This window comes from Micromonospora sp. NPDC007208 (genome assembly GCF_042869175.1).
Lineage (GTDB): Bacteria > Actinomycetota > Actinomycetes > Mycobacteriales > Micromonosporaceae > Micromonospora > Micromonospora foliorum.
The window spans coordinates 15,042-34,846 of sequence record NZ_JBIAFG010000009.1; the positions used below are offsets into that span (position 1 = coordinate 15,042).

Annotated in this window: 20 protein-coding genes and 1 pseudogene; 8 read left to right on the forward strand and 13 right to left on the reverse strand. The window is 69.2% G+C overall.

What is annotated here, in order from left to right:
• Positions 1-77 precede the first annotated feature (77 nt).
• The 3 genes from ACFYL6_RS19035 (at position 78) to ACFYL6_RS19045 (ending at position 2,923) form a co-directional block, all read left to right on the forward strand.
• Positions 78-1,493: a sensor histidine kinase gene (locus tag ACFYL6_RS19035; protein WP_387172721.1), complete on the forward strand. Its 1,416-nt coding sequence runs from the start codon at positions 78-80 to the stop codon at positions 1,491-1,493.
• 119 nt (positions 1,494-1,612) lie between these two features.
• Positions 1,613-2,167: a phosphatase PAP2 family protein gene (locus ACFYL6_RS19040; RefSeq protein ID WP_387172723.1), complete on the forward strand. Its 555-nt coding sequence runs from the start codon at positions 1,613-1,615 to the stop codon at positions 2,165-2,167.
• 48 nt (positions 2,168-2,215) lie between these two features.
• Positions 2,216-2,923, forward strand: coding sequence for a DedA family protein (locus ACFYL6_RS19045; RefSeq protein ID WP_387172725.1), 708 nt, complete (start codon positions 2,216-2,218; stop codon positions 2,921-2,923).
• A 400-nt stretch (positions 2,924-3,323) separates the two neighbouring features.
• Here the strand turns inward: ACFYL6_RS19045 and ACFYL6_RS19050 are convergent, their stop codons facing one another.
• Together ACFYL6_RS19050 and ACFYL6_RS19055 are read right to left on the reverse strand one after the other, a co-directional pair.
• Complete coding sequence (locus tag ACFYL6_RS19050) at positions 3,324-3,815, reverse strand: hypothetical protein (RefSeq protein ID WP_387172727.1); 492 nt, start codon at positions 3,813-3,815, stop codon at positions 3,324-3,326.
• A gap of 446 nt (positions 3,816-4,261) precedes the next feature.
• Positions 4,262-5,095: a hypothetical protein gene (locus tag ACFYL6_RS19055; RefSeq protein ID WP_387172729.1), complete on the reverse strand. Its 834-nt coding sequence runs from the start codon at positions 5,093-5,095 to the stop codon at positions 4,262-4,264.
• Between the two features lie 363 nt (positions 5,096-5,458).
• On the opposite strand from ACFYL6_RS19055, the gene ACFYL6_RS19060 reads away from it, so the two are divergent.
• Positions 5,459-5,689 (forward strand): hypothetical protein, encoded by a 231-nt coding sequence (locus ACFYL6_RS19060; RefSeq protein WP_387172731.1) that lies wholly within the window; start codon positions 5,459-5,461, stop codon positions 5,687-5,689.
• 127 nt (positions 5,690-5,816) lie between these two features.
• On the opposite strand, the pseudogene ACFYL6_RS19065 reads toward ACFYL6_RS19060, so the two are convergent.
• A pseudogene (locus tag ACFYL6_RS19065) lies at positions 5,817-6,161 on the reverse strand (LysR substrate-binding domain-containing protein); the annotation flags it as partial.
• A 29-nt stretch (positions 6,162-6,190) separates the two neighbouring features.
• Here ACFYL6_RS19065 and ACFYL6_RS19070 point away from each other — a divergent pair.
• Positions 6,191-6,343: a hypothetical protein gene (locus ACFYL6_RS19070; RefSeq protein WP_387172733.1), complete on the forward strand. Its 153-nt coding sequence runs from the start codon at positions 6,191-6,193 to the stop codon at positions 6,341-6,343.
• 437 nt (positions 6,344-6,780) lie between these two features.
• On the opposite strand, the gene ACFYL6_RS19075 is transcribed toward ACFYL6_RS19070, so the two are convergent.
• From ACFYL6_RS19075 to ACFYL6_RS19085, 3 genes are all read right to left on the reverse strand, one after another.
• Positions 6,781-7,641: a class I SAM-dependent methyltransferase gene (locus tag ACFYL6_RS19075; RefSeq protein WP_387172735.1), complete on the reverse strand. Its 861-nt coding sequence runs from the start codon at positions 7,639-7,641 to the stop codon at positions 6,781-6,783.
• Between the two features lie 162 nt (positions 7,642-7,803).
• On the reverse strand, positions 7,804-7,932 hold the full coding sequence (locus tag ACFYL6_RS19080) for a hypothetical protein (RefSeq protein ID WP_387172737.1): 129 nt from the start codon (positions 7,930-7,932) through the stop codon (positions 7,804-7,806).
• 26 nt (positions 7,933-7,958) lie between these two features.
• Entirely contained in the window at positions 7,959-8,897 is a 939-nt protein-coding gene (locus tag ACFYL6_RS19085; protein ID WP_387172739.1) for an AraC family transcriptional regulator, read from the reverse strand.
• A 128-nt stretch (positions 8,898-9,025) separates the two neighbouring features.
• On the opposite strand from ACFYL6_RS19085, the gene ACFYL6_RS19090 reads away from it, so the two are divergent.
• Positions 9,026-9,391, forward strand: a complete 366-nt coding sequence (locus ACFYL6_RS19090; RefSeq protein WP_387172741.1) for a nuclear transport factor 2 family protein — start codon at positions 9,026-9,028, stop codon at positions 9,389-9,391.
• Between the two features lie 155 nt (positions 9,392-9,546).
• On the opposite strand, the gene ACFYL6_RS19095 is transcribed toward ACFYL6_RS19090, so the two are convergent.
• A complete protein-coding gene (locus ACFYL6_RS19095; RefSeq protein ID WP_387172743.1) occupies positions 9,547-12,270 on the reverse strand; it encodes an ATP-binding protein in 2,724 nt (907 codons plus the stop codon).
• Between the two features lie 109 nt (positions 12,271-12,379).
• Positions 12,380-12,982 (reverse strand): VOC family protein, encoded by a 603-nt coding sequence (locus tag ACFYL6_RS19100; RefSeq protein WP_387172745.1) that lies wholly within the window; start codon positions 12,980-12,982, stop codon positions 12,380-12,382.
• Between the two features lie 97 nt (positions 12,983-13,079).
• Here ACFYL6_RS19100 and ACFYL6_RS19105 point away from each other — a divergent pair, with 97 nt between their 5' ends.
• The gene (locus ACFYL6_RS19105) at positions 13,080-13,301 is read left to right on the forward strand and encodes a hypothetical protein (RefSeq protein ID WP_387172747.1); all 222 of its coding nucleotides are present in this window, start codon (positions 13,080-13,082) and stop codon (positions 13,299-13,301) included.
• Between the two features lie 64 nt (positions 13,302-13,365).
• Here the strand turns inward: ACFYL6_RS19105 and ACFYL6_RS19110 are convergent, their stop codons facing one another.
• Both ACFYL6_RS19110 and ACFYL6_RS19115 read right to left on the reverse strand, forming a co-directional pair.
• On the reverse strand, positions 13,366-14,289 hold the full coding sequence (locus ACFYL6_RS19110) for an alpha/beta fold hydrolase (RefSeq protein WP_387172750.1): 924 nt from the start codon (positions 14,287-14,289) through the stop codon (positions 13,366-13,368).
• Positions 14,290-14,465: 176 nt separating this feature from the next.
• The gene (locus tag ACFYL6_RS19115; protein WP_387172752.1) at positions 14,466-15,104 is read right to left on the reverse strand and encodes a TetR/AcrR family transcriptional regulator; all 639 of its coding nucleotides are present in this window, start codon (positions 15,102-15,104) and stop codon (positions 14,466-14,468) included.
• A gap of 81 nt (positions 15,105-15,185) precedes the next feature.
• Here ACFYL6_RS19115 and ACFYL6_RS19120 point away from each other — a divergent pair, with 81 nt between their 5' ends.
• Entirely contained in the window at positions 15,186-15,986 is an 801-nt protein-coding gene (locus tag ACFYL6_RS19120) for an SDR family NAD(P)-dependent oxidoreductase (protein ID WP_387172754.1), read from the forward strand.
• Between the two features lie 437 nt (positions 15,987-16,423).
• On the opposite strand, the gene ACFYL6_RS19125 is transcribed toward ACFYL6_RS19120, so the two are convergent.
• The 3 genes from ACFYL6_RS19125 to ACFYL6_RS19135 all read right to left on the reverse strand — a co-directional run bounded on the left by ACFYL6_RS19125 (position 16,424) and on the right by ACFYL6_RS19135 (position 19,772).
• Entirely contained in the window at positions 16,424-17,386 is a 963-nt protein-coding gene (locus ACFYL6_RS19125; RefSeq protein WP_387172755.1) for a hypothetical protein, read from the reverse strand.
• 8 nt (positions 17,387-17,394) lie between these two features.
• A complete protein-coding gene (locus ACFYL6_RS19130; protein WP_387172757.1) occupies positions 17,395-17,742 on the reverse strand; it encodes a PadR family transcriptional regulator in 348 nt (115 codons plus the stop codon).
• Positions 17,743-18,068: 326 nt separating this feature from the next.
• The gene (locus ACFYL6_RS19135) at positions 18,069-19,772 is read right to left on the reverse strand and encodes a tannase/feruloyl esterase family alpha/beta hydrolase (RefSeq protein ID WP_387173071.1); all 1,704 of its coding nucleotides are present in this window, start codon (positions 19,770-19,772) and stop codon (positions 18,069-18,071) included.
• Between the last annotated feature and the right edge of the window lie 33 nt (positions 19,773-19,805).

A 19,805-nucleotide genomic window follows, 5' to 3' on the forward strand; every position in this document is an offset into this window, starting at 1 on the left:
GACAGGCGGCGGGACAGCCGCACGACCCGGGCCGTCGCTCAGCGCCTTCTCAGCCCTGAGGACCCTAGGCTGCGGATATGGCCACCATGCTCACCTCATTGCGGGCCCCGGCCCGGTGGGCACGCCGCCGCCTGGGTGTGGGGCTGCGTTCGGCGCTGGCCGCGACCATGGTGGTGGCGGTGGTCTTCGGAATCGGCGCGGCCGCCTTCGTCTACCTGGCCCGCGCCAACCTGGTGCGCACCGTGGATGCGGCTGCGCGGCAACGCGCCGCCGAGGTGGCCACAGCGGTAGCTGACGGCGACTCCGAGGCCATCGCCCAGACGTTGAAGCCCAGCCCGGGGGAGCAGAGCCTGGTGCAGGTACTGGCACCGTCGGGTGCGGTGCAGGCGGCCTCGCCGACGCTCGACGGTGCCGTGCCACTGTCCCGGCTTCGCCCGGCCGCCGGTCAGACGCTGCGGGAACAGCGGACGCTGCCCTTCGCGGACGATGACGCCTATCGGGTGGTCGCGATTGGTGTCGGCACCAGCTCGGGCATTCAGACGGTGCTGGTGGCCCAGTCGTTGCGACCGGTACACGAGAGCACCGAGGTGATCGCCGCGATCCTGGTCATCGGGTTGCCGGCGATGCTGCTGCTGATCGGCGCGGCCGTGTTCCTGTTCGTCGGCCGGTCGCTGCGTCCGGTGGAGGCCATCCGCCGTCGGGTAGCGGGCATCACCGCCCGAGACCTGCACGCCCGGGTGCCGGTGCCCCAAGCCCACGACGAGGTGGCGGCACTCGCGCAGACGATGAACGGCATGCTCGACCGACTGCAGACGGCGGCGACCAGCCAACGGCGGTTCGTCGCCGACGCCAGCCACGAATTGCGCAGCCCTCTGGCAACCCTGCAGGCCGGCCTCGACCGCCTCACCATGACACCCCTGCCCGGCGCGAACGACGACCTGGTCCGACTGATGCGCCGCGAGTCGCAGCGGCTGGGCCGGCTGATCGCCGACCTGCTGCTCCTCGCCCGCATCGACGAACACAGCCTCGCCCTGCGCCGCGAGGACGTCGACCTCGACGACCTGGCCTACACCGAGCGGGAGCGTCTCTCCGCCCGCCGACCGGACCTGACCGTCCGAGCCCAGCTCACACCGGTGCGGGTGACCGGCGACGCCCACGACCTCGGGCGGGCGCTGCGCAACCTCGCTGACAACGCCGCCCACCACGCACGCCACGAGGTGCTCCTACGGGTCCGGGCCGAGGACGGGTGGGGATCCCTGGAGGTCACCGACGACGGGCCGGGCGTGCCGGCCGGCCAGCGGGAACGAATCTTCGAACGGTTCGTCCGGCTAGACGAGAGCAGAACGCGCGCCGACGGCGGAAGCGGCTTGGGCCTGCCGATCACCCGCGAGATCGTCGCGGCACACGGCGGGACGGTGCGGGTGCTGCCTGGCCCCGGAATGACGATCCAGATCCGCCTGCCGTTGACCGGCGCCGGCGACCCGAGCGACTGACCCCCAGGGCGTGTGCGACTACCGGTGGCCTTGCCTTTCAGGGTCCTCTCAGTGGCGAACAGGTTGGCTGGGCTCAGCCGGTCGAAGGGAGCCGGGTCGGCCACGGGATCGGACGCCCGATGAACTACCACCTGTTTCACCTCATCAACGCAGCTGCCGGACATCATGATCCGCTCGACGACGTGCTGGAGTGGTGCGCCGTCTGGCTGATCTACCTCCTCGGCGCCCTGGCTACGGTCGCGCTGCTGCTCGGCCTGAGCTCGCGTGGTTGGCCGCTACTCGTCCGCGTCGCGGCGTCCCTGGCCCTGGCATTCGCCGCCGGTCAGGTGGTCGCATTTGCCAGTACCGAGGTCCGCCCGTTTCAGACGCATCCCGTGCATCAGCTGATCCCACACGACCCAGGAGGGTCGCTGCCCAGCGACCACGCCACGGCGGCTTTCGCGGTGGCCTTCGCCGTCGGGGTGTTCCTGTCCTGGCGCTGGGGACTACTGCTATCGGTGCTGGCCACCGTCATCGGATTCGCCCGAGTCTGGGCAGGCGTGCACTACCCAGCCGACGTCCTCGCCGGAGCGGTCATCGGCGGGGCAGCTGTCCTGACAATCGCGCTTGCCGCACGCGTCCTCGATCAGCGCGCCCACCAACAGCGTCCACGGGCCGCCGCCAGCAACCACTGAGCACTCTCGCCCGCCTGCTCTGCCCCACACCCTCCCGGAGGTCTCTTCGTGTCACCGTCCCTCGCCTCGGCGGCTGCGGGTCCCAGCTTCCTCGACCCGGAGTGGTTGATCTCCACCTTCGGGTTGATCGGCATCCTCGCGATCGTCTTCGCCGAGTCAGGGCTGCTGATCGGGTTCTTCCTGCCCGGTGACTCGCTGCTGTTCACCGCCGGGCTACTCGTCGCCGACGGCCACTACCTGCACCAACCGCTCTGGCTGCTCTGTCTGCTGGTGGCCGTCGCCGCGATCGCCGGGGACCAGGTGGGCTACCTGTTCGGCAAACGAGTCGGCCCGAGCCTGTTCCGCCGACCCAACTCCCGCCTGTTCAAACAGGAAAACGTACACCGGGCCAATGACTTCTTCGCCCGCCATGGAGCCCGTTCGGTGGTGCTGGCCCGGTTCGTGCCGATCGTGCGGACGTTCACCCCGATCATCGCCGGCGTCAGCCGGATGCACTACCGGACGTTCCTCCTCTACAACATCATCGGCGGGGCCCTCTGGGGAGTCGGCGTCACCGTCCTGGGCTACTTCCTCGGCCAGATCGCGTTCGTCAAGGCCAACATCGAGATCATCCTGATCGGCATCGTCGTGGTCTCCGTCCTACCGATCGGAATCCAGCTCCTCCGATCCCGCCGGACCGCTACCCGGACCTCCGTGGCCGCGACGAACACCGGCGCGTCGGCTCAAGCGCAAACCCCAGTTCCTCGCAACGAATAGTTTTCCGCGCCGAGGACAGGAGGCACCCCTTCGAATCGTCGCCGCAGTCATTCGCTGCGGACCGTCAACGTACCGCTGTATCTCGTCCAGCCAGACCACCGTCCGGAGTCCGCGCGTTCCTCGCTGCGGACTCGGCTAGTTCGGCGTCGTTAAGCAGGTCGATGATCCGGTCCACCGGTAGTTGGGGGTACGCAGCCATCGCCAGCCGTACCGAGGCGTCGGGGTCGCGGGTGAGCTGGTCGACGAGCGGAGGTTCTGCCTTCGGGTCGCGATGTCTCGTAACGCGACGGAGGTCCGGTGGGGACCATGGGTGATCTTCGATGACGTGGGCTTGGGTCGCGCAGCAGGCAACCAGGCGCACGCATGTCGGTGGTCGCCCGAGCCCCCGGGCAGCGCAGCCTCAAGCCCGATTTTCAGGTGTCAGGCGGTTCAGGATGGTCCGGGCCAGCGCGGCGAGCCGGGTTCGCAGGTCGTCGTCGGCCCGCCCGCCGAGGTCGTCTTCGAGATGCGCGGCCAGGGCGGCGACCGCCGGGAGTAGGTCGTCCAGCGGGCTGCCCTCGTGTCCCACCACGTACAGACGGTGGGCTCCCACCTCGGCGGGGATGCTGCGGTCGAGGATCCGCGCGCAGGTGTCGGCCGCGATCAGCGCCACCGCCGTCGGCAGGTCCGGCTCCGAAAGTCCGAGTTCGGCAATGACCGCCGCCAGGCGCCGATTCGCGTCATGCGTCGGCAGGGTCCGAGCTGACTCGGCCGCAAGCGCCACCACGGCGTCGCCGTCGATGCCAGCCATCAGCAGGTCGCAGGCCAGCATCACCGCGTGGTGCGGGTCGGCGTCGTCGAGCAGCGCCCGGGCCTGTTCGGCCTGGAGTCTGCGAAGAAGTTCGCCATCCACGCACCGAGGCTAAGGGATACCACGTAACCCCGGGCGTCTGTCTGGTCAGGATGGTCGAGCAGGGTGTGCCTGGGTGCAGGTGATCACTGCGGCCAGGCCTGAGTGGATCTTCCCCTTCACCAGGCTGCAGCCCGCCCAGTTCCGGAAGCCGGCGGCTCTCACCGGCGAGCCCCATCCTCTAGCCTGACGCGAGCAGGTGGGTGCGCCCGGCCGACTGTGCCAGGCGTACCCGCGCTCAGGTCTGAACCGATACAACAGATGCCAGACCACAAGGTGGGCTGGTGGAGCCGGTCCCGTTCGTTGAAAACTCGACACGTGGCCATGTCCGGCGGGGCGGTAGGCGGGCCGGGGCGGACATGACTGCTCTGTCCGGCCAGGACGGCCGCCACCGGCGCCGGACGTGCCGCTGCAGCACCGCAACTTCATGCCTTGAGGGTGCGTGGGGGCTATCCCGCCCGGTACCGAGCAATCGCAGCGGCGGCGGCCTCGTCGTCCTCATAGTAGCCCATGAAGCGCTCGACGGAGCCGCCGGCCTCCAGCGCGTTCAGCGCGATGGCCCGGACCTCCCGTGCCATGTCGGGGTCGCCCGATCCGCCCGCGTCGTCGGGGATGTCAAGGATGGCTGCCATCACCGGTGTGACCACTGGACCGTGCTGGCCGGAGACTGCCCGCACCAGGTGAGCACGTTGCGGCCAGGTGTCCAGCGAGGGGTACGCGTCGACCAGAGCCTTGAGCAGGCTTTCTCCGAACGGTTGGCGTAGCTTCTCGATCGCGTCGCGGTCGCCGGCCCGAATCGCCGTCAGCAGGGCGCGCAGCAGACCGGCGTCGCTGATGTCGTACTGCCGGGCCCGGACATCCTCCACCCGGTGCTCCCCGTTCACGACGGTCACCACGGCGGCAAGTTCGAAGTACCACAGACGGTCGGCGTACATCTCCCGTTCGATCGCCCCGGCGAGGCTGTTCTGCCCATGCTCGCGGAGCCGGTCGACGCTGTAGCGGAGATAGTCGCGGGTGCCGCCGACCACCGTCGTCCCGTACGGGAGACGCCGTCGCGGCAGCTCGTACTCGCCGGCCAGCGCGGTGACCACGAGTAGGCGCTCGCCGTCGTCGTCCGGCATCCGCCACACCGCGTCGAGTTCGTCGGGTTCGGTCGGCTCGCTTTCCGTGCCCCAGAGGCGTACCGCTTCGGGAAACACCTGTTGCACGTAGCTCGTGGCGCACAGCCGGGCGATCGTCCGGTCCGCTTCCCACACCGCGCGGCTCGTCGCTTCGTGATCCATCCGACCTCCAAGCTTCGCCGTCGATCCCGGCGTCAGCCCGACAGGTTACCCCTCGAGAAGGGACCGGCGCCTCGGCGATACATGGGACAGTTCTCGTGCGCAAACTTGACGCCACGACGGCGTCCGCACCCACGTTGTGCGCCGACGACCGGTCGGGGCCCGGTGCCTTTGTCGGACAGGCCGGACCCGGCAAGTCGGGGTAGTCAGTTGTCTGGTGGGAGGGAGGGCTACCTCCAAGAACTGGTGGTAGGAGCCGTCGCCGTCTGCGAATTGCTCCGTCGAGGGATTCCCGGCCACGGAGGCCGACCCTTTCGACCGGCCGCGCACGGGTTCGGTGATGACCAGCGGCGGACACTGGCGCGAGTGTCGGACCTGAACCCCCGGATGTTCCGCACCTGCCATACCCTGCGCGGCACCTCGTTCCTGCTGCATCGGATCGGCCGGTCTGCCGTGCAAGTCCGGGCCGGTGATAACGGCGGGGCCAGTGACCGGCGGCGAGCCATGCTCGGCGGCGACCAGGCTCGCTGCGGGGTTGGGCTGCCCTGGTCGGGCCCGACCAGGGCCGACGGTGACGGCGAGCAGAAAGGCACCTAGCGGCGCAGCGAGTGCCGGCCCCATGCAGCGATTCTCACTGCGCGCGAACATGGCCTCCGCCCCGCGCTTCAGGCCTTCGCCATTGCTGTGGCGCTTTCTGGTGGTGCTGCTGTTGTCGGTCGACTGGTCAACCGTGTTGTGAAGCGGCACCGCTTGCCAGCTGCCACATTTCATCGTTCCCGCATTCTGCGGTGACCTCGGCCGTCGCCTTTGCTGCGGCGAGGAAGTCGTTGACCAGCGGTGAGGTGCGCGATGCCGCCACCGCGAGGCACACCTGGTCGGGCGGCAGGTCTGTGACGGGCACATAGCTGACTTCCGGGTGGGAGTAGAACACGGCTGTCGAACGGGCTAGGAACGAGATGCCGCGGCCGGCCGCGACATGTTCGAGCGTCTCGTCCACCCCGCGCACCAGGTATCCGGCGTTGGGGTGCGGGCGCTTGGTGGGCTGTGTGCTTGTGTCGGGATGCCAGAGCCAGCAACACGACCGGGTACTGGAATCTGGTGGACAACGTCTACGTGAACACGCCGAACGAGCACCTGAGGTCGACCACCGATTTCACGGTCCCGTACGCCTACGACGCGGTCAGCCCGGAGAACGCCAGGGCACAGGCTGTGCAAAACACCGGCGTCGGCGTGGTCGACGTGACGCCATAGGCATTTCTCCGTACGCGCACCAACCTGACCCCCGGCCGAGGGCGGTCAGCGATCGGGCCGCAGCGGTCGGCCGGCTCTCTTGCGTCGGTCCGTCGCTGCGGCCCGTGTCTCGCACCCTTTCCGGCGAGCGTTCTACGGTGACGTCGAGGAGTCGAAGGCCGCCGCTGACACCGCGTCGCTCAGTTGCGACGCACCGCTGGCGATGGTGACGGAGAGCACCGAGCTCACGCCCGGGGCATGAAGCTTTGCCGCACGGAGACCGAAGAGGCCGACCTGCCGGCGGAGTCGCCCGGCGCATGGCCCGGGGCAAACCGTCCCCCGCTTCCGGGCCCAGCTTGATGTACAACCTCTGCTGTGTGGCCTCGGATCAGCGGACCGAAGGAACGGACAGTCGAAGGCGAGCCCCCGCCATCCGCGGGGGCTGGCCTTCGTCGTGCTCAGTGCGCGGCGCGAACCGCCGAGACGAGCCCGCCCACGCCCTCGTCCTGCTGCGGCGGGGTACGCACAGGACGCCCGTAGGCCTCGGCGCGCTCACGCAGGGTGAAGGTCTCCGCCTCCCAGCCGAGGCCGCCTAGCCAGCCGACCGGGTCCTCCGGCATCTCCCAGACCCACATCGACGCTGCCGATCCCGAAGCGGCATCCCCGCGGAAGCGTTCGACCACACCGCGCGAGCCCAGTGTGAGGCCCATCCTGCTGCCTGCCGCGGAGAGCGCGCCGACCCGTTCGAGTAGCGACTCCACCGCGTCCTCGGGCAGATAGATCAGCAGCCCCTCGGCGATCCACACCGTCGGCTGCGCCGAATCGTGCCCGGCCGCGGCCAGGGCGCCGGGCCAGTCCTCGCGTAGGTCGACGGGGACGGTGATCCGCTCGCAGCGCGGAACGGCACGCTCCTGACGCAGCACTGAGGCCTTGAAGCCTAGCGGTTCGGCCGTGTCGACCTCGAACAACCGCGTACCCGTAGGCCAGTCCATCCGGAAGGCCCTGCTGTCCATCCCGGCGCCGAGCAGCACGACCTGCCGGACGCCGGACGCGACCGCCCGATCCAGCAGATCGTCCAGGAACTTCGTCCGGATGACGATCGAGAAGGCCACACCGAGCCAGCGGCGCCGCGCCGCCTCGCCCACGCGCGGGGGTGGCGGCGCCCCGGGGTCTCTCCCGCCGGCCGCGGCGAACGCCAGCGCCAGCGGGTCCCGGAACAGCGGCTGCTCGCGTGCCGTCTCCATTGCCCTCACTCGGGCTACGCCCACTGCTGTGGCCCACACCCCGGACGGCTCGATCGGTCCCGCCGCATCAGCCATGCCTTCAGCCTAGCCAGGCGGTGTGTCGCTCAACACCGTGAACCCCTGTTCAGCTATCGCCTGCATGATCGAGTCGTCGTCTTTGACCACCGTGCCGTAGAAGTCCAGCAGCGGTCACGTCCGCAGCGTAGTCGTCGCCGTAGCCGGAGGGGTTCGGCGAGGTCAGTGGCTGCTGCTGGCGAGCCGGATCCCGAATCCGGTAATCACAGTCCCGGTGACGCGGTCCAACAGCCGGCGTGCCGTGGGACGTCGCAACACCGTGCGCAGCCGACGTGCCAGGACGACCAGCACGGCCGACCAGGCAGTGCCCGGAGCGTTCAGGCCGGCAGATCGAAGTCACCGGCGGCACGGGAGGCCCGGTAGTCCCGAGGGGGCGCTCCCATCACCCGCTTGAAGGCGGTGCTGAAGGCGGCCTCCGAGCTGTATCCCAACTCGGCCGCGACCGAGGAGACCGTACGGTCGGACTTCAGCAGGATCTGCTTGGCCGTGTGCATGCGCAGGCTCAGCAGGTACCTGCCAGGGCTCTCCCCGACGACCGCCTTGAATTTCTCCGCGAAGCCCGAGCGTGACATCCGCGCCGTTCTCGCTAGCTCGTCGACGGACCAGGTGCGCGCGACGTCGTCGTGCATCATCGTCAGGGCCGCGTCCACCCCGGGATCGATCAGCGCCGCCGCGTGCGCGCGCTCACCAGGACGTCCAACGGTGCTGGCGGTCAAATGAGCGCGCAGCCCCTGCAGCAGGATGATGCGCGCCAGATGGTCGAGCATGAGCGTCTGTCCCGGCCGGGGCGCGGCCGTCTCGTACGTCAGGAGTTGAATCGTCGCCCGAAGCACGCCGGTGGGGTCCGCGTCGGCGGCGAGGTGTACGACCGACGGAAGTGCGTTGAGCAGCAGTTCGCCGTTGGCCCGGTCGAAATGCAGGCGCCCGCCGACCAGTGTCGTGTCATGGCCGTTGCCGCAGTAGCCGAGGTCCTCGGCCGACGTCCAGACCTCCTCCGAACGCACGGCGGTGATCCCCGGAGTGCTGGCGAGCTGGTAGTCCTGACCGCCGACCACCAGGTAGCAGTCGCCCTGCCGCAGGTGCAGCGGTGCCTTGACGGTCTCCACGGTGAGCCAACAGGCTCCGGAAAGCACCACTCCGAACTTCACGTGCATCTGACCGCGGAAGGCGATCGCCCACTCACCGCCGGCTCGCAGCTCCGCGCAGACGGCACCTTCGATGTTCGACAGGGCCAGCACATGGGACAGGGGATCCATTTCGACTCCGGGACTATCGCGAAACAATTCTGGCGCTTCTCGCATGCGTTTCGGGCAACCCTAGAAGCTAATCTCGGGTCTGGCAAAGAACATCCCGAAGGGAATAGACGATGAGCGACGATGTTCGGGTGATCGCCGACAAGGCGTATGACGCCCTGGTCCAGGGGTTCCAGACGGGTTCGTGGGAGAGCTTCTTCGACCTGTTTGACGATGAGGTGGACGTGATCCTCCCGGCCCCGCAGACCGGGCACTTCACCGGGGCCGAGGGGCGGGAGAAACTGGTCGGGTTCTTCAGCGTGTTCACGCCCGGTACCAGCAGGTTCGACAAGGTAGAGGTGATTTCCAAGACCGTCGCCGAGGATCGCGTCGTCTTCGAGGACTGGGCTCGGGGTGTCTTCTTCAACGAGCCGTACGCGGCCCGCCACTGCATTCACGTCATGGTCCGAAACGGAAAGGTCGTGGGCTTTCACGAATACAACCGATCGCTCGACTGAGCGCGGCCCATCGAGCGTGCGCCAACAGTAGTAGGTACTCGGCCGCGACCCGCACTACCGCGCCCAGAATTGGCTCATGCTCGGCAGGTTGACCGCTAACACGCCCGTCGAACAATATCGACGGGCGTGTGGGCGGCACTTTAGGATTCCGGCGGTCAGCGGTCGCGCAGGGCCGCCGCCAACTCCCTGCGCGACCCGATGTCCAGCTTGGTGAAGACCTTGCGCAGGTGCCACTCGACCGTACGCGGGCTGAGGAACAGCGCGGCGCCGATCTCCGGGTTGGTCCGCCCCGCCACGGCGAGTCGCGCGATCTGCGCCTCCTGTGGAGTGAGCTCGACAGGTACGCCGACCGTCCGCTTGCGGACGGTCTCGCCGGTGGCGAGAAGTTCCCGGCTCGCCCGCTCGGCGAATGCCTCCGCACCCATCGTGGCGAACGCCCCATGAGCGGCGCGCAACTGGTTCCGGGCATCGGCGCGGCGGTTCTCCCGGCGCAGCCACTCGCCGTACAGCAGTCGGGCCCGGGCTAGTTGCAGGCTGAGCTGGCCCGGGGCCAGCCGCTCGATCGCCTCGCGGTACCGGTCCTCGGCCTGCCCGGACGGTCCTGCCAGGGCGTCGGCGAGGGCCCCGGCGCCGAGTGCCCAGTCGGTGCCGGATGCGCCGACCCGCTGCGCAAGGCGCTCGCGGGCCTCGGCGGCCACGTCGGCGTCCCCGACTCGTACGGCCGCCTCGACCAGTTCGCCGAGCGTCCAGTTGAAGACGGCCAGGTCTTCGTACTCGGTAGCCTGGCGTGCGGCTTCCAGCGCGGCCGGATACTGGCCGAGCCCGTTGGACAGCACCGCCCTGGCGTAGCCGGCCAGGCCGAGCAGGCGACCCTCGCCGCGCGCCTCGGCGTCCTTGATGGTCGCGTCGATCAGCTCCATCGCGGGCAACTCCCGGCCCCGGTGCGCGGCCAGGGTGAGCGACGCGGACGGATGCGGCGCCATCCCGGTGGCCTGGGCGAGGGCATCGGCCTCGTCGAGCAGGTCGGACGCGTCGGCGAAGCGCCCGGCGAACACCAGGGCGCCCGCGCGGAAGGTCAAGGCGGTGGGGAGCAGCGACAGCCCTCCGGTGGTACGGGCGAAGCGGACCGCCTGCTCGGTGAGCCGATACCAGGCCGCGTCGTCCCACACCTCGTGCGCGACCGGCCCGGCCAGCCAGAGCAGGTGCAGATTCTCGTCCGCCGTCATCGTGTCGAGGGCTCGGCGGAGATGCGGCACGGCGGGCACGTACCCGTCCAGGGTCCACGCCGTGAGGCCGGTCAGGAACAGGCCAGCGGGCTCGTAGCCGGCCGGCACGCCGCGGGCGGCTTCGGCCGCCCGGCGCAGGTCACCGCCCCCGAGGCGGCCGGCGTGCACGGCGGCACCCACCGCCGAGAGGTACGTCATCCGCGCCGCACGGAGATCGAGTTCTTCAAGGCGGCGAGCAGCCGCGAGCAGTGGCGGCCCGGCGGCCCTGCCGGGGTTGAGCGCGAAGGCGGCTTGCGCCCGCAGACGCTCCACCCCGGCCTGCTGCAACGGTTCGAGCGGACCGCACTCGGCCGCCGCCAGCAGATCGGGCACCTGATTCAGCTCCCCGGCCTCCAGTCGGGCCCGCGCGGCGCCCAACGCGCGTGCGGCACGCGACTTCGGGTCCGGGGTCAGCTCGGCGGCGCGTTCAAGGAAGGACGCAGCGGCGGACCGGCCGCCCCTGGCGAGCGCACGTCCGGCCGAACGCTCCAGTTCACCGGCGACCCCCTCGTCCGGGCCGAGGGCGGCGTGCGCCCGGTGCCAGGCGCGACGGTCGGGATCCTGCTCCGGGTCGGTCGCCTCAGCCAGCGCACGGTGCACCTCCCGCAGCTCCGCGGCCTCGGCCGACCGCCAGGCGGCCGACCGCACCAGCGGGTGCCGAAACCGCACCCGGGCCCCGAACTCGACGAGCCCGGCAGCCTCGGCCGGCGCGGCGGCGTCGGGCCCGACCCGCAACCGATCGAGGGCGCGCCACAGCAAGGTCACGTCACCCACCGGCTCGACCGCTGCGGCGAGCAGGAGCCGGCGCGTGTTCGCCGGGAGGGCGGCGATGCGCCGTTGAAAGCCCTCTTCCATCCGGTTCACCAAGGGCGTCGCGGCCTGTCCGCCGAAGCCGAACGCCAGCTGCGCCGGCGTCAGGCCGCGCGGCAGTTCGAGCAGTGCGAGCGGGTTGCCGCGCGTCTCGGCGACGATCCGGTCGCGGACCCGGTTGTCGACCGGCCCGGACAACACCGAGTCCAATAGCGCCCGCGCCTCCGCGGCCGGCAACCCGTCGACGCGCAGTTCCGGCAGGCTGCCGAGGATCTGTTCGTCCCCCGGACTGCGGGAGGCGAAGACCAGCGCGATCGACTCCTCGTCCAGCCGGCGGGCGACGAAGGTGAGGATGACCTCCGACATCCGGTCCATCCACTGCACGTCGTCCACGATGCAGACCAGCGGCCGTTCCGACGCGGCCTCCGCGAGCAGACCGAGCACAGCGAGGCCGATGAGCAGCCCTTCCGGCGGGTCGCCGGGGCTCAGCCCGAAGGCGGTGGCGAGGGCGACTCGTTGCGGCTGCGGCAACGCGTCGAGGTGACCGAGCAGCGGTGCGCAGAGTTGCTGCAGTGCCGAGTACGCGATCTCGGACTCTGGCTCCACCCCGGCGGCCCGGGTCACCCGACCGGCCGAAGCGTTCTCGCTCAGGTAGTCCAGTAGTGCGGTCTTACCGGCACCCGCCTCGCCGCGGAGCACCAGCACCCGGCTGTGTCCGGCACGGACGTCGCGCAGCAGCCGGTCGAGCGTCTCCCGCTCGCGCCGCCGCCCCCGCAACACGAAATTGTCGGTGTTACCCGGCACGTCACCCCTCCCCGACGGACAGTACACCGACTGAGATCACCAACCCCGCGTACGGCCTGCTCAAGGCTGCGGTCCCGCACGCGCCGACGGCGCGAGGGGCCGTGCCGAGTCAGGAGCCGAGGCCGGCGGCCCGCGCCATGTGGTCGGCGTACCAGCTCGGCCAGTCCGGGTCCTCGTGACCGAGCACGGCCTCGTGCCGGCCGTGCGCCACAGCGGCGTCACGCAGAGCCTGTTCCACCTCGGGCACCGAGCCGTAGACGACGTGGGTGATACGTCCCGGGTGGCGTGCGGTGACCTCCTGGAGCACGAAGCCGTTGCCGTCCGGGTCGCTGAACGACGCGAACGAGCTGTACGACCGCCGATCAGGCTGTGGGCCGGTCACCCGGTCGCGGGTGCCGGCGTGGTGGAACACGCCACCGGCGTCGTGGAAGACCTCGCTCACCTCGATCCCACGGGTGACCAGCTCCGCCCGGGCGGCGACGACGTCGTCCACCACGAGGTGTACGCCCTGCACCGATCCCGGTGCGGCGTCGGACACTCCTTCCCCGATGATCAGGGAGGAAGCCGAGCCGGGCGGGGTGAAGTGCACGACGCGGAAGCCGTCCGGGGCGATGTAGTCCACGTCCTGCCGGAAGCCGATCTTTTGGTAGAAATCCCTGGCCCGGTCCACGTCCGAGACCGGCAGGACGATGACTTCGAGCTTGAAGTCCACGATCTTCACTCCTCCGCCGCGCGGGACGCCGTTCGACGTCCGGTCCTCACCGTTGCGCACCGGACCCGGGTGTCGCCCCAGGGAGAACCCCTGGCAGGTGCCCTGGCCCTCGCCGACCCAGCGCGGGTTGAACAGGTGCAGCCAGATCTCGCTCCGGGCTCTCTCGGTCATCGCCGGTGCGACGTACCTGCCCGCCGCCCTCGGCGCGGAACCGACCCTCAGCACGCTGATCCTCTACACCGCGGCCGGCGGTGTCTTCTTCGTCCTGCAGGCCGCGACCCTGGCCTGGCGGCTCCGCCAGCGGACCGTTCGGGTCTGATCGACTATCGACGTCGTCGTGGTGGAGCCCTGTCGTCCAGGATTGCTTCCGCTATGGGGGTTGCTCAGACTTGCCGCACCGCGTCGGCGAAGGCCTGGGGCGCCTCCTGCGGCAGGTTGTGCCCGATGCCGCCGCTGATGGTCCGGTGTTCGTACTGGCCGGTGAACTGCTTGGCGTAGACGCTGGGGTCCACGTGGGGTGCGCCGTTGGCGTCGCCTTCGAGGCTGATCGTGGGCACCGTGATTTTCGGTTTCCCGGCCAGCCGTTGCTCGACCTCGTCGTACTGGGGTTCGCCTTCGGCGAGGGCCAGTCGCCAGCGGTAGTTGTGCACCACGATGTCGACGTGATCGGGGTTGTCGAACGAGGCGGCGCTGCGCTCGAATGTCGCGTCGTCGAACGTCCACTTGGGGGAGGCCGTCTGCCAGATCAGTTTGGCGAAGTCGTGCCGGTTCTTGTCGTACCCTTCCCGGCCGCGTTCGGTGGCGAAGTAGTACTGGTACCACCAGGCGAGTTCGGCCTTCGGGGGCAACGGCGCCTTCCCCGACTCCTGGCCGGCGACCAGATAACCGCTCACCGAGACCAGGCCATCGCACCGCTCGGGCCACAGCGCGGCCACGATGTCGGCCGTCCGGGCACCCCAGTCGAATCCGGCCAGCTTCGCCTTCTCCACGTTGAGGGCGTCCATGAGCGCTAGGGCGTCGGCGGCCATGGCCGCCGGTTGGCCGTTGCGCATCGTGTCGTTGGAGCGGAAGCGCGTCGTGCCGTAGCCCCGCAGGTGCGGCACGATGACCCGGTAGCCGGCGTCGGTCAGCAGGGGTACGACCTCCACAAAGCTGTGGATGTCGTACGGCCAGCCGTGCAGGAGCAGCACCACAGCACCGTCGGACGGGCCCGCATCAACGTAGCCAACGTTGAGTACGCCGGCGTCGACCCGTTTCACATCGTCGAACGACGCCGCCGATCCGGTCTTCGCGCTGGTCCCCGCCATCTGCTACTCCTCCTGCTGAACTGCCGCAGCGGTCTGCCAGTCGGCGCATGAAGGCTAAGTTCTCGCGACCGGCGTCGTTCGAGGTTTGCGTAAGGCCGTGGGAGCCGAGAACGAGGTGGTTACGATGCGCATGGTGCCTCAACAGTCGACTCAGTCGATGCCAAGCCCGTGCAGCTTTAGCTGGAACTGGTCGAATCGGGTGCCGCGTCGCCGCCGCTGCTGGCCGGCGGTGCGTTGACGAGGACCTGCATCAGCTCGTGCAGTTGTTGGACGAGAGGGCCTTGATCCATGCCAGCGAGTGCCGGGGTCGCGATGATCTTTCGCATCAGCCACACCCCGGCGATCAGGGAGAGCAGCAGTTCCGCACGTGGGGCGGCATCCGGCCCGGGCAGGGTATCGGTCAGGCGCCCTCCGACGTGCTTTTCGATGCCCGCACGAATGATCTCGGCGGCTCGTGGATTGGCTGCGGATCGCAGCATCAGCAGGAACGGGTCCAGGTCGTCTGCGTCTGGTGAGGTCCGCGCAGCAAGCCTGGTCGCCGTCTGTGCGCTCAGCTCGCTCGGGTCGTCGCTGACGACGGTTCGCGGAGCGAACGAGCGGTCGACCGCCTCGGCGAACAGCTGTTCCTTGGAGCCGAAGTAGCGGTTGACCAACATTGCGGTCACTCCGGCGCCCCCGGCGACCTCGCGTACGCCGGCGCCGTCATAGCCGAGGCGCGTGAACGCCTCTATCGCTGAGTTCAGGATCGCTTCGCGGGTGGCGCTGGCATCGCGCCGTCGCGGGCCGTCGCCGGATCCGTCTGTGTCTGCCGTCACGTCTACGAGTGTAGACTACTTCGTTCTGCCATGTCTACAGTCGTAGACATACCAGCCTGAGCGAAAGAAGAGGAGCATCTGATGGACCTGCAACTGACCGGCAAGCGTGCCCTGGTGACCGGCTCAAGCTCCGGGCTCGGTGAGGCCATGGCGCGACTGCTCGCCGCCGAAGGCGCCCAGGTGATCGTCCACGGACGGAGCGAGAAGCGGGCCACGGCGGTGGCCGAGGCGATCCGGGCAGACGGCGGGAAAGCCGACATCACGCTCGGTGATCTCACCACGGACGAGGGTGCGGACGCGGTAGCCGCAGCGGCTCTAGCCGGCGGCCCGGTCGACATCCTGGTCAACAACGCTGGCGCCTACAAGCACCTCTCCTGGACGGACGCCACGCCGGACTCCTGGCGCGAGACCTACGAGGGCAACGTCATCTCCGGCGTACGGATGATCCAGCGACTGGTGCCCTCCATGCGCGAGCGTGGCTGGGGGCGCGTCATCACCATCGGCGGCGGTCTCGCGACCCAGCCGTTGTTCCAGCACCCGCAGTACAACGCCACCCTCGCCGCCCGACACAACCTGGCGGTATCGCTCGCCCGGGAACTGAAGGGCACCGGCGTGACGTCCAACATCGTCGCGCCCGGAGCGATCCTCGTCGAGGCCGTCAAGGACCTGCTGATCGAGATTGCTCCCGAGCGGGGCTGGGGCGAGACCTGGGAGCAGATCGAGCAGGACGCGACGAACGCATTGGTGCCCAACGACATCGACCGACTGGGTCGGCCGGAGGAGATCGCCACGGCGGTCGCCTTCCTCGCCAGCCCGCTGGCCGGTTACATCAGTGGTGCCAACATCCGGGTCGACGGCGGCGCCATCCGCAACGTCACCTGAGCCTCGTACCCATCGCCGCCACCCCCTTGCGGTAGCGCTGGCGGGTGTTACCAAACGTCCATGCGGCCGGCACCTGGTTGATGCTGCGGGCCTGGCCGGTGCCGGCCAGGCCCGCAGCCGTCCGCCCGGGTCGTCGCGCGGCCGTCGGGAACCACAGTCGGAGCCCTCAGCCCCGAGACCAGCCCACACAGGTACTGACGCGCCCGCAGCCGCGGCTCCGCCCGCCGAAACCGAGGCCCGAGCCGCGCATGCAACCGGTCCAACTCGCCATGCCACCGATCGACATCAACGTCCGTCACAGGCAGACCATCGAACGCGATGCTGCCCCGAGCTTCCGGGCGTCGGGCTGGTGCTGGGCCTGGCGTGGTAGGCGACCAGCACGCCGAGCTCGCCGACCGCCCGGTTCGGCAACGGTTCCGTCTGACCGGAGTTGGTGTTCAGCGGATCACGGGTTCGTCGGGTGGTAGCGACCGCACCTCGGGTTTGTGGCGCCGGGCAAGGTGATTGATGCCAGTCATGGTGGCAGCGATCACCGTGATGAGGATTGCCAGTGGTAGCGGCTGACCGTCGAAGTGCTGCATCGCCGTGTTGGAGAGCAGCGGGTCGGGGATGAGCCATCCGGCGAGGAAGCCGGTGAGTCCGACGCCGATGATGACGGCGGGCCGGTGGCGGCGGACCGCGAAGGCGGCCGCGACAGCGGCGGTGGCGGCGGTGAGGATCCCGATGACCGTCGGCACGGCGTCGAGAACGTAGACGCCGTGGCGTCCCCACTCTCCGGTGCCTTTCCAGGCGAGGATGCCGAGCGGGACGAGGGCCCACCAGAACAGGCGCGGCCGGGGCGCGGTCCACCGCTCGCGGTCGGCGATCGCGAGCAGGACGAGGATCGAGACCGGTACGGCGTATGCGAAGAGCAGTTGGCCGATGTTGGTGCCCATGCCGGCACCGTTGAACACGTCGAAGACGAACCAACCAACGGTGACCGTCAGGAATATTGCTTGCAGGGTGAGGGCGGTCCGGGTCGCGCCGCACAGCCAGGCGATCAGCGGTGCGAGGGGCAGCAGGCCGAGTGCGACCAACTCCGGCCAACTGGAGATGATGGCCGGCATGTCGGCGGCGAGGACGGCGCCGGTGAACAGGTCCAGGGTGCCACCGGCGGGCTGGGTGCCGGCGGCGACCAGCAGGGCACTGAGTCCGGTGGTGAGGGCAGCGGTGGTGACGGGCGTCGTAAGTCGCAGCCGGATCGCCAGCGCGATGATGTTGAGTGTCTCGTGTCGGCTCGGGTGCCGACGGCCGTCGTCGAGGTCCAGCAGCAGACCGAGCAGTTCCTCGCCGCGGGCGGTGCGGTGCGTGGCTGGCAGCAGGCGCAGCAGCCGTCGATATCGTCGTTCCAGGGGGCTCATGCCCGGGCTCATCCGATGGTCCCAAGGCGCGGGGCGTTGCGGGAGGCGCGCTTGTTGAGGCGCTCCTCGGCGAGCCGGACCGCGGCGGCCATCCGCCGGCTCTCAGCGCGGATGGCGTCTGCCCCCGCGTCGGTCAGTTTGTAGAAACGGCGCAGCCGGCCCTTCTCCACCTCATCGTGGTCGGGGGCGATGAGCCCTTGAGTGACGAGGCGGTCGAGGGCCCCGTAGAGGGTGCCAGCGCGTAACCGGATCCGGCCGTCGGTCATCTCGTCGACCTCCGTCACCACGGCGTAGCCGTGTCGGGGTTGGTCGGCGAGAGCGGAGAGGATCAGGAACGTCTGCTCACTGATGTCCATGAACTATATATACCGCCCCACGATATATATAGCAACGATGTCACGTGTGGGAGTGGCGCAACACTGGGCGCTCGTCGTGGTCGCCGCCGGCCGCCGAACAGCCCGCGCCAACGTCGTGACCAGCGGCGTCCGCCGCCACCCTGCACAACGCAGCCGGGTACGCACCGCTGCGGGCACCTACGTCGTGGAGCAGCCCTTTCACTGCGACGACCGACGGTGGCGGCCCCGGATGTCACATCCGGGGCCGCCTTGTTGATTCGGTTCAGTTCAGGCCGCGACGCGGCGGCACTTCGCCGCCTCGGTGTTGTCGCGGCCGCTGTGGCGGGTCACCGCGGGTAGTGCTGGATGGTGCTGGTGGTCTTGCCGTCTACGGACGTGGCGGGGAGGGTCTCCGGGGCGTGGCCCTTTTCCACCCAGTTGACCAGGGCGTCGAGGTCGGCGCCCGGGTCGACCAGCGGACCGGTGCTGAAGAGCGGCGTTCCGCAGTGGTCGACGCCGGGCAGCAGGAAGAGGCGGTAGAAGCTGTCGACGCGCTTGTTACCACCGAGGGCGGCGTTGACGTGCTTGCGGTAGTCGACCGTGCCCTGGGTCGGGATCAGCTGGTCTGATTGGCCGTGCCAGGTGAGCAGCTTGCCGCCAGCCTTGGCGAAGGTCGACAGGTTCGGGTTGTTGTTGGCGATGATGTCGTCGTACTGCTTGGTCGCCGAGGTGAAGAGCTGCGTGAACGTCGTGTAGGTGAGCTTGGTGCTGTCGAACGACGGGTTCTTCGTCACGAAGTACTTGGCCCACTGGTCGGGAACCTGGAAGGGCGTGCCGGGGTTGGCGATGAAGGTGAACGCGGAGCCCTTGTTCTGGCCGTACCAGAGCTTCTTGCCGGACGGTGAGACCGGGCCGGCCCAGATCTTGTTGACCGCGTCGGCGACCGCCTTGGTGATGGTGATTTCCTCGCCTTCACAGACGACCTTCTTGCCGACCAGGCGACGGGCGTCCCACTTGCAGTCCTGCGGGTTGTGGATGACGCCGTCCTTGACACCGTCGAGGGGGTCGCAGGCCATGACTGCAGCGGTGTTGAAGGCGGCCAGTTCGCACTGCGACGGGGCGACCTTCTCTTCGTTGTAGACGGCCTGCGACCACAGCGTGGCGATCTCGAACCGGTTCCACTCGATCGCCGGCGCGTTCGCGAGGATGCCCTGGAAGTCCGTCGGGTAGTTCTGGGCCTCCGAGTAGCCCTGGCGGCCACCGGTCGAGCAGCCGGTGAAGTACGAGTACTTCACCGTGCGCTGGTAGAACTTGTTGGCCACGTCCTTACCGATGACCGCCATGTCGTGCACAGAGCGGGAGGCGAAGTTGGTGAGCAGGCCGGTGTTGATCTTTCCATCGGTGAGCCCCCAGCTGGCGTCAAGGCCGCCCTTGACGCCAGCGTCGGTGGCCGCGCCGACGTATCCACCCTTGACCGCGCTGATCAGCGGGACGCTCAGATCGCTGAGGTCGCCGGCGGAGTAAGCGCTGCCGCCGGTGGCCTGGAAACGTCCGTTCCAGTTCTTCACGTCCTGGGGGAGCGAGACCTTGATGGAGACGGTGTCATTCGCGCCCGGGTGGGTCACGACCACATTGATGTCGCACCAGGCAGGCACGGCGTTGATCGGCGGATTCTGCGGGAGCCCCGGGGTGGAGGGGAACGTGAAGTCGCCGCCGGCCTTGGAGACAGCCTTGACCGACACCACTGACGTGCCAGACGGCGCGGAAACGGGAACGGCGGCGCAGGTGGTAGCGGCGGTCGTGCCGCCGTCGCGGGTAGCGGCGTTGACAGCTACGGGCGTGAGGGAGGCCGCTAGTGGTACTGCTGCGGCCATCAGAATCATCAAGCGTCGCTTCATACCTATAACCCTCATCCAACTGGGGCGACCTGACCCCAGGGTGAGGCACTGGTGTGCACCCTGGCCGAGGCACTCGCGCGCTCCGTGACCGCCCGCACAGCGGCGCTCGTCGGCGCTTTCCGGCGTCCGCAGCCCGACCGCGCGGACCAGCATGGCGGTCACCGCCTGCCCTCTGGCAGGTGGCAG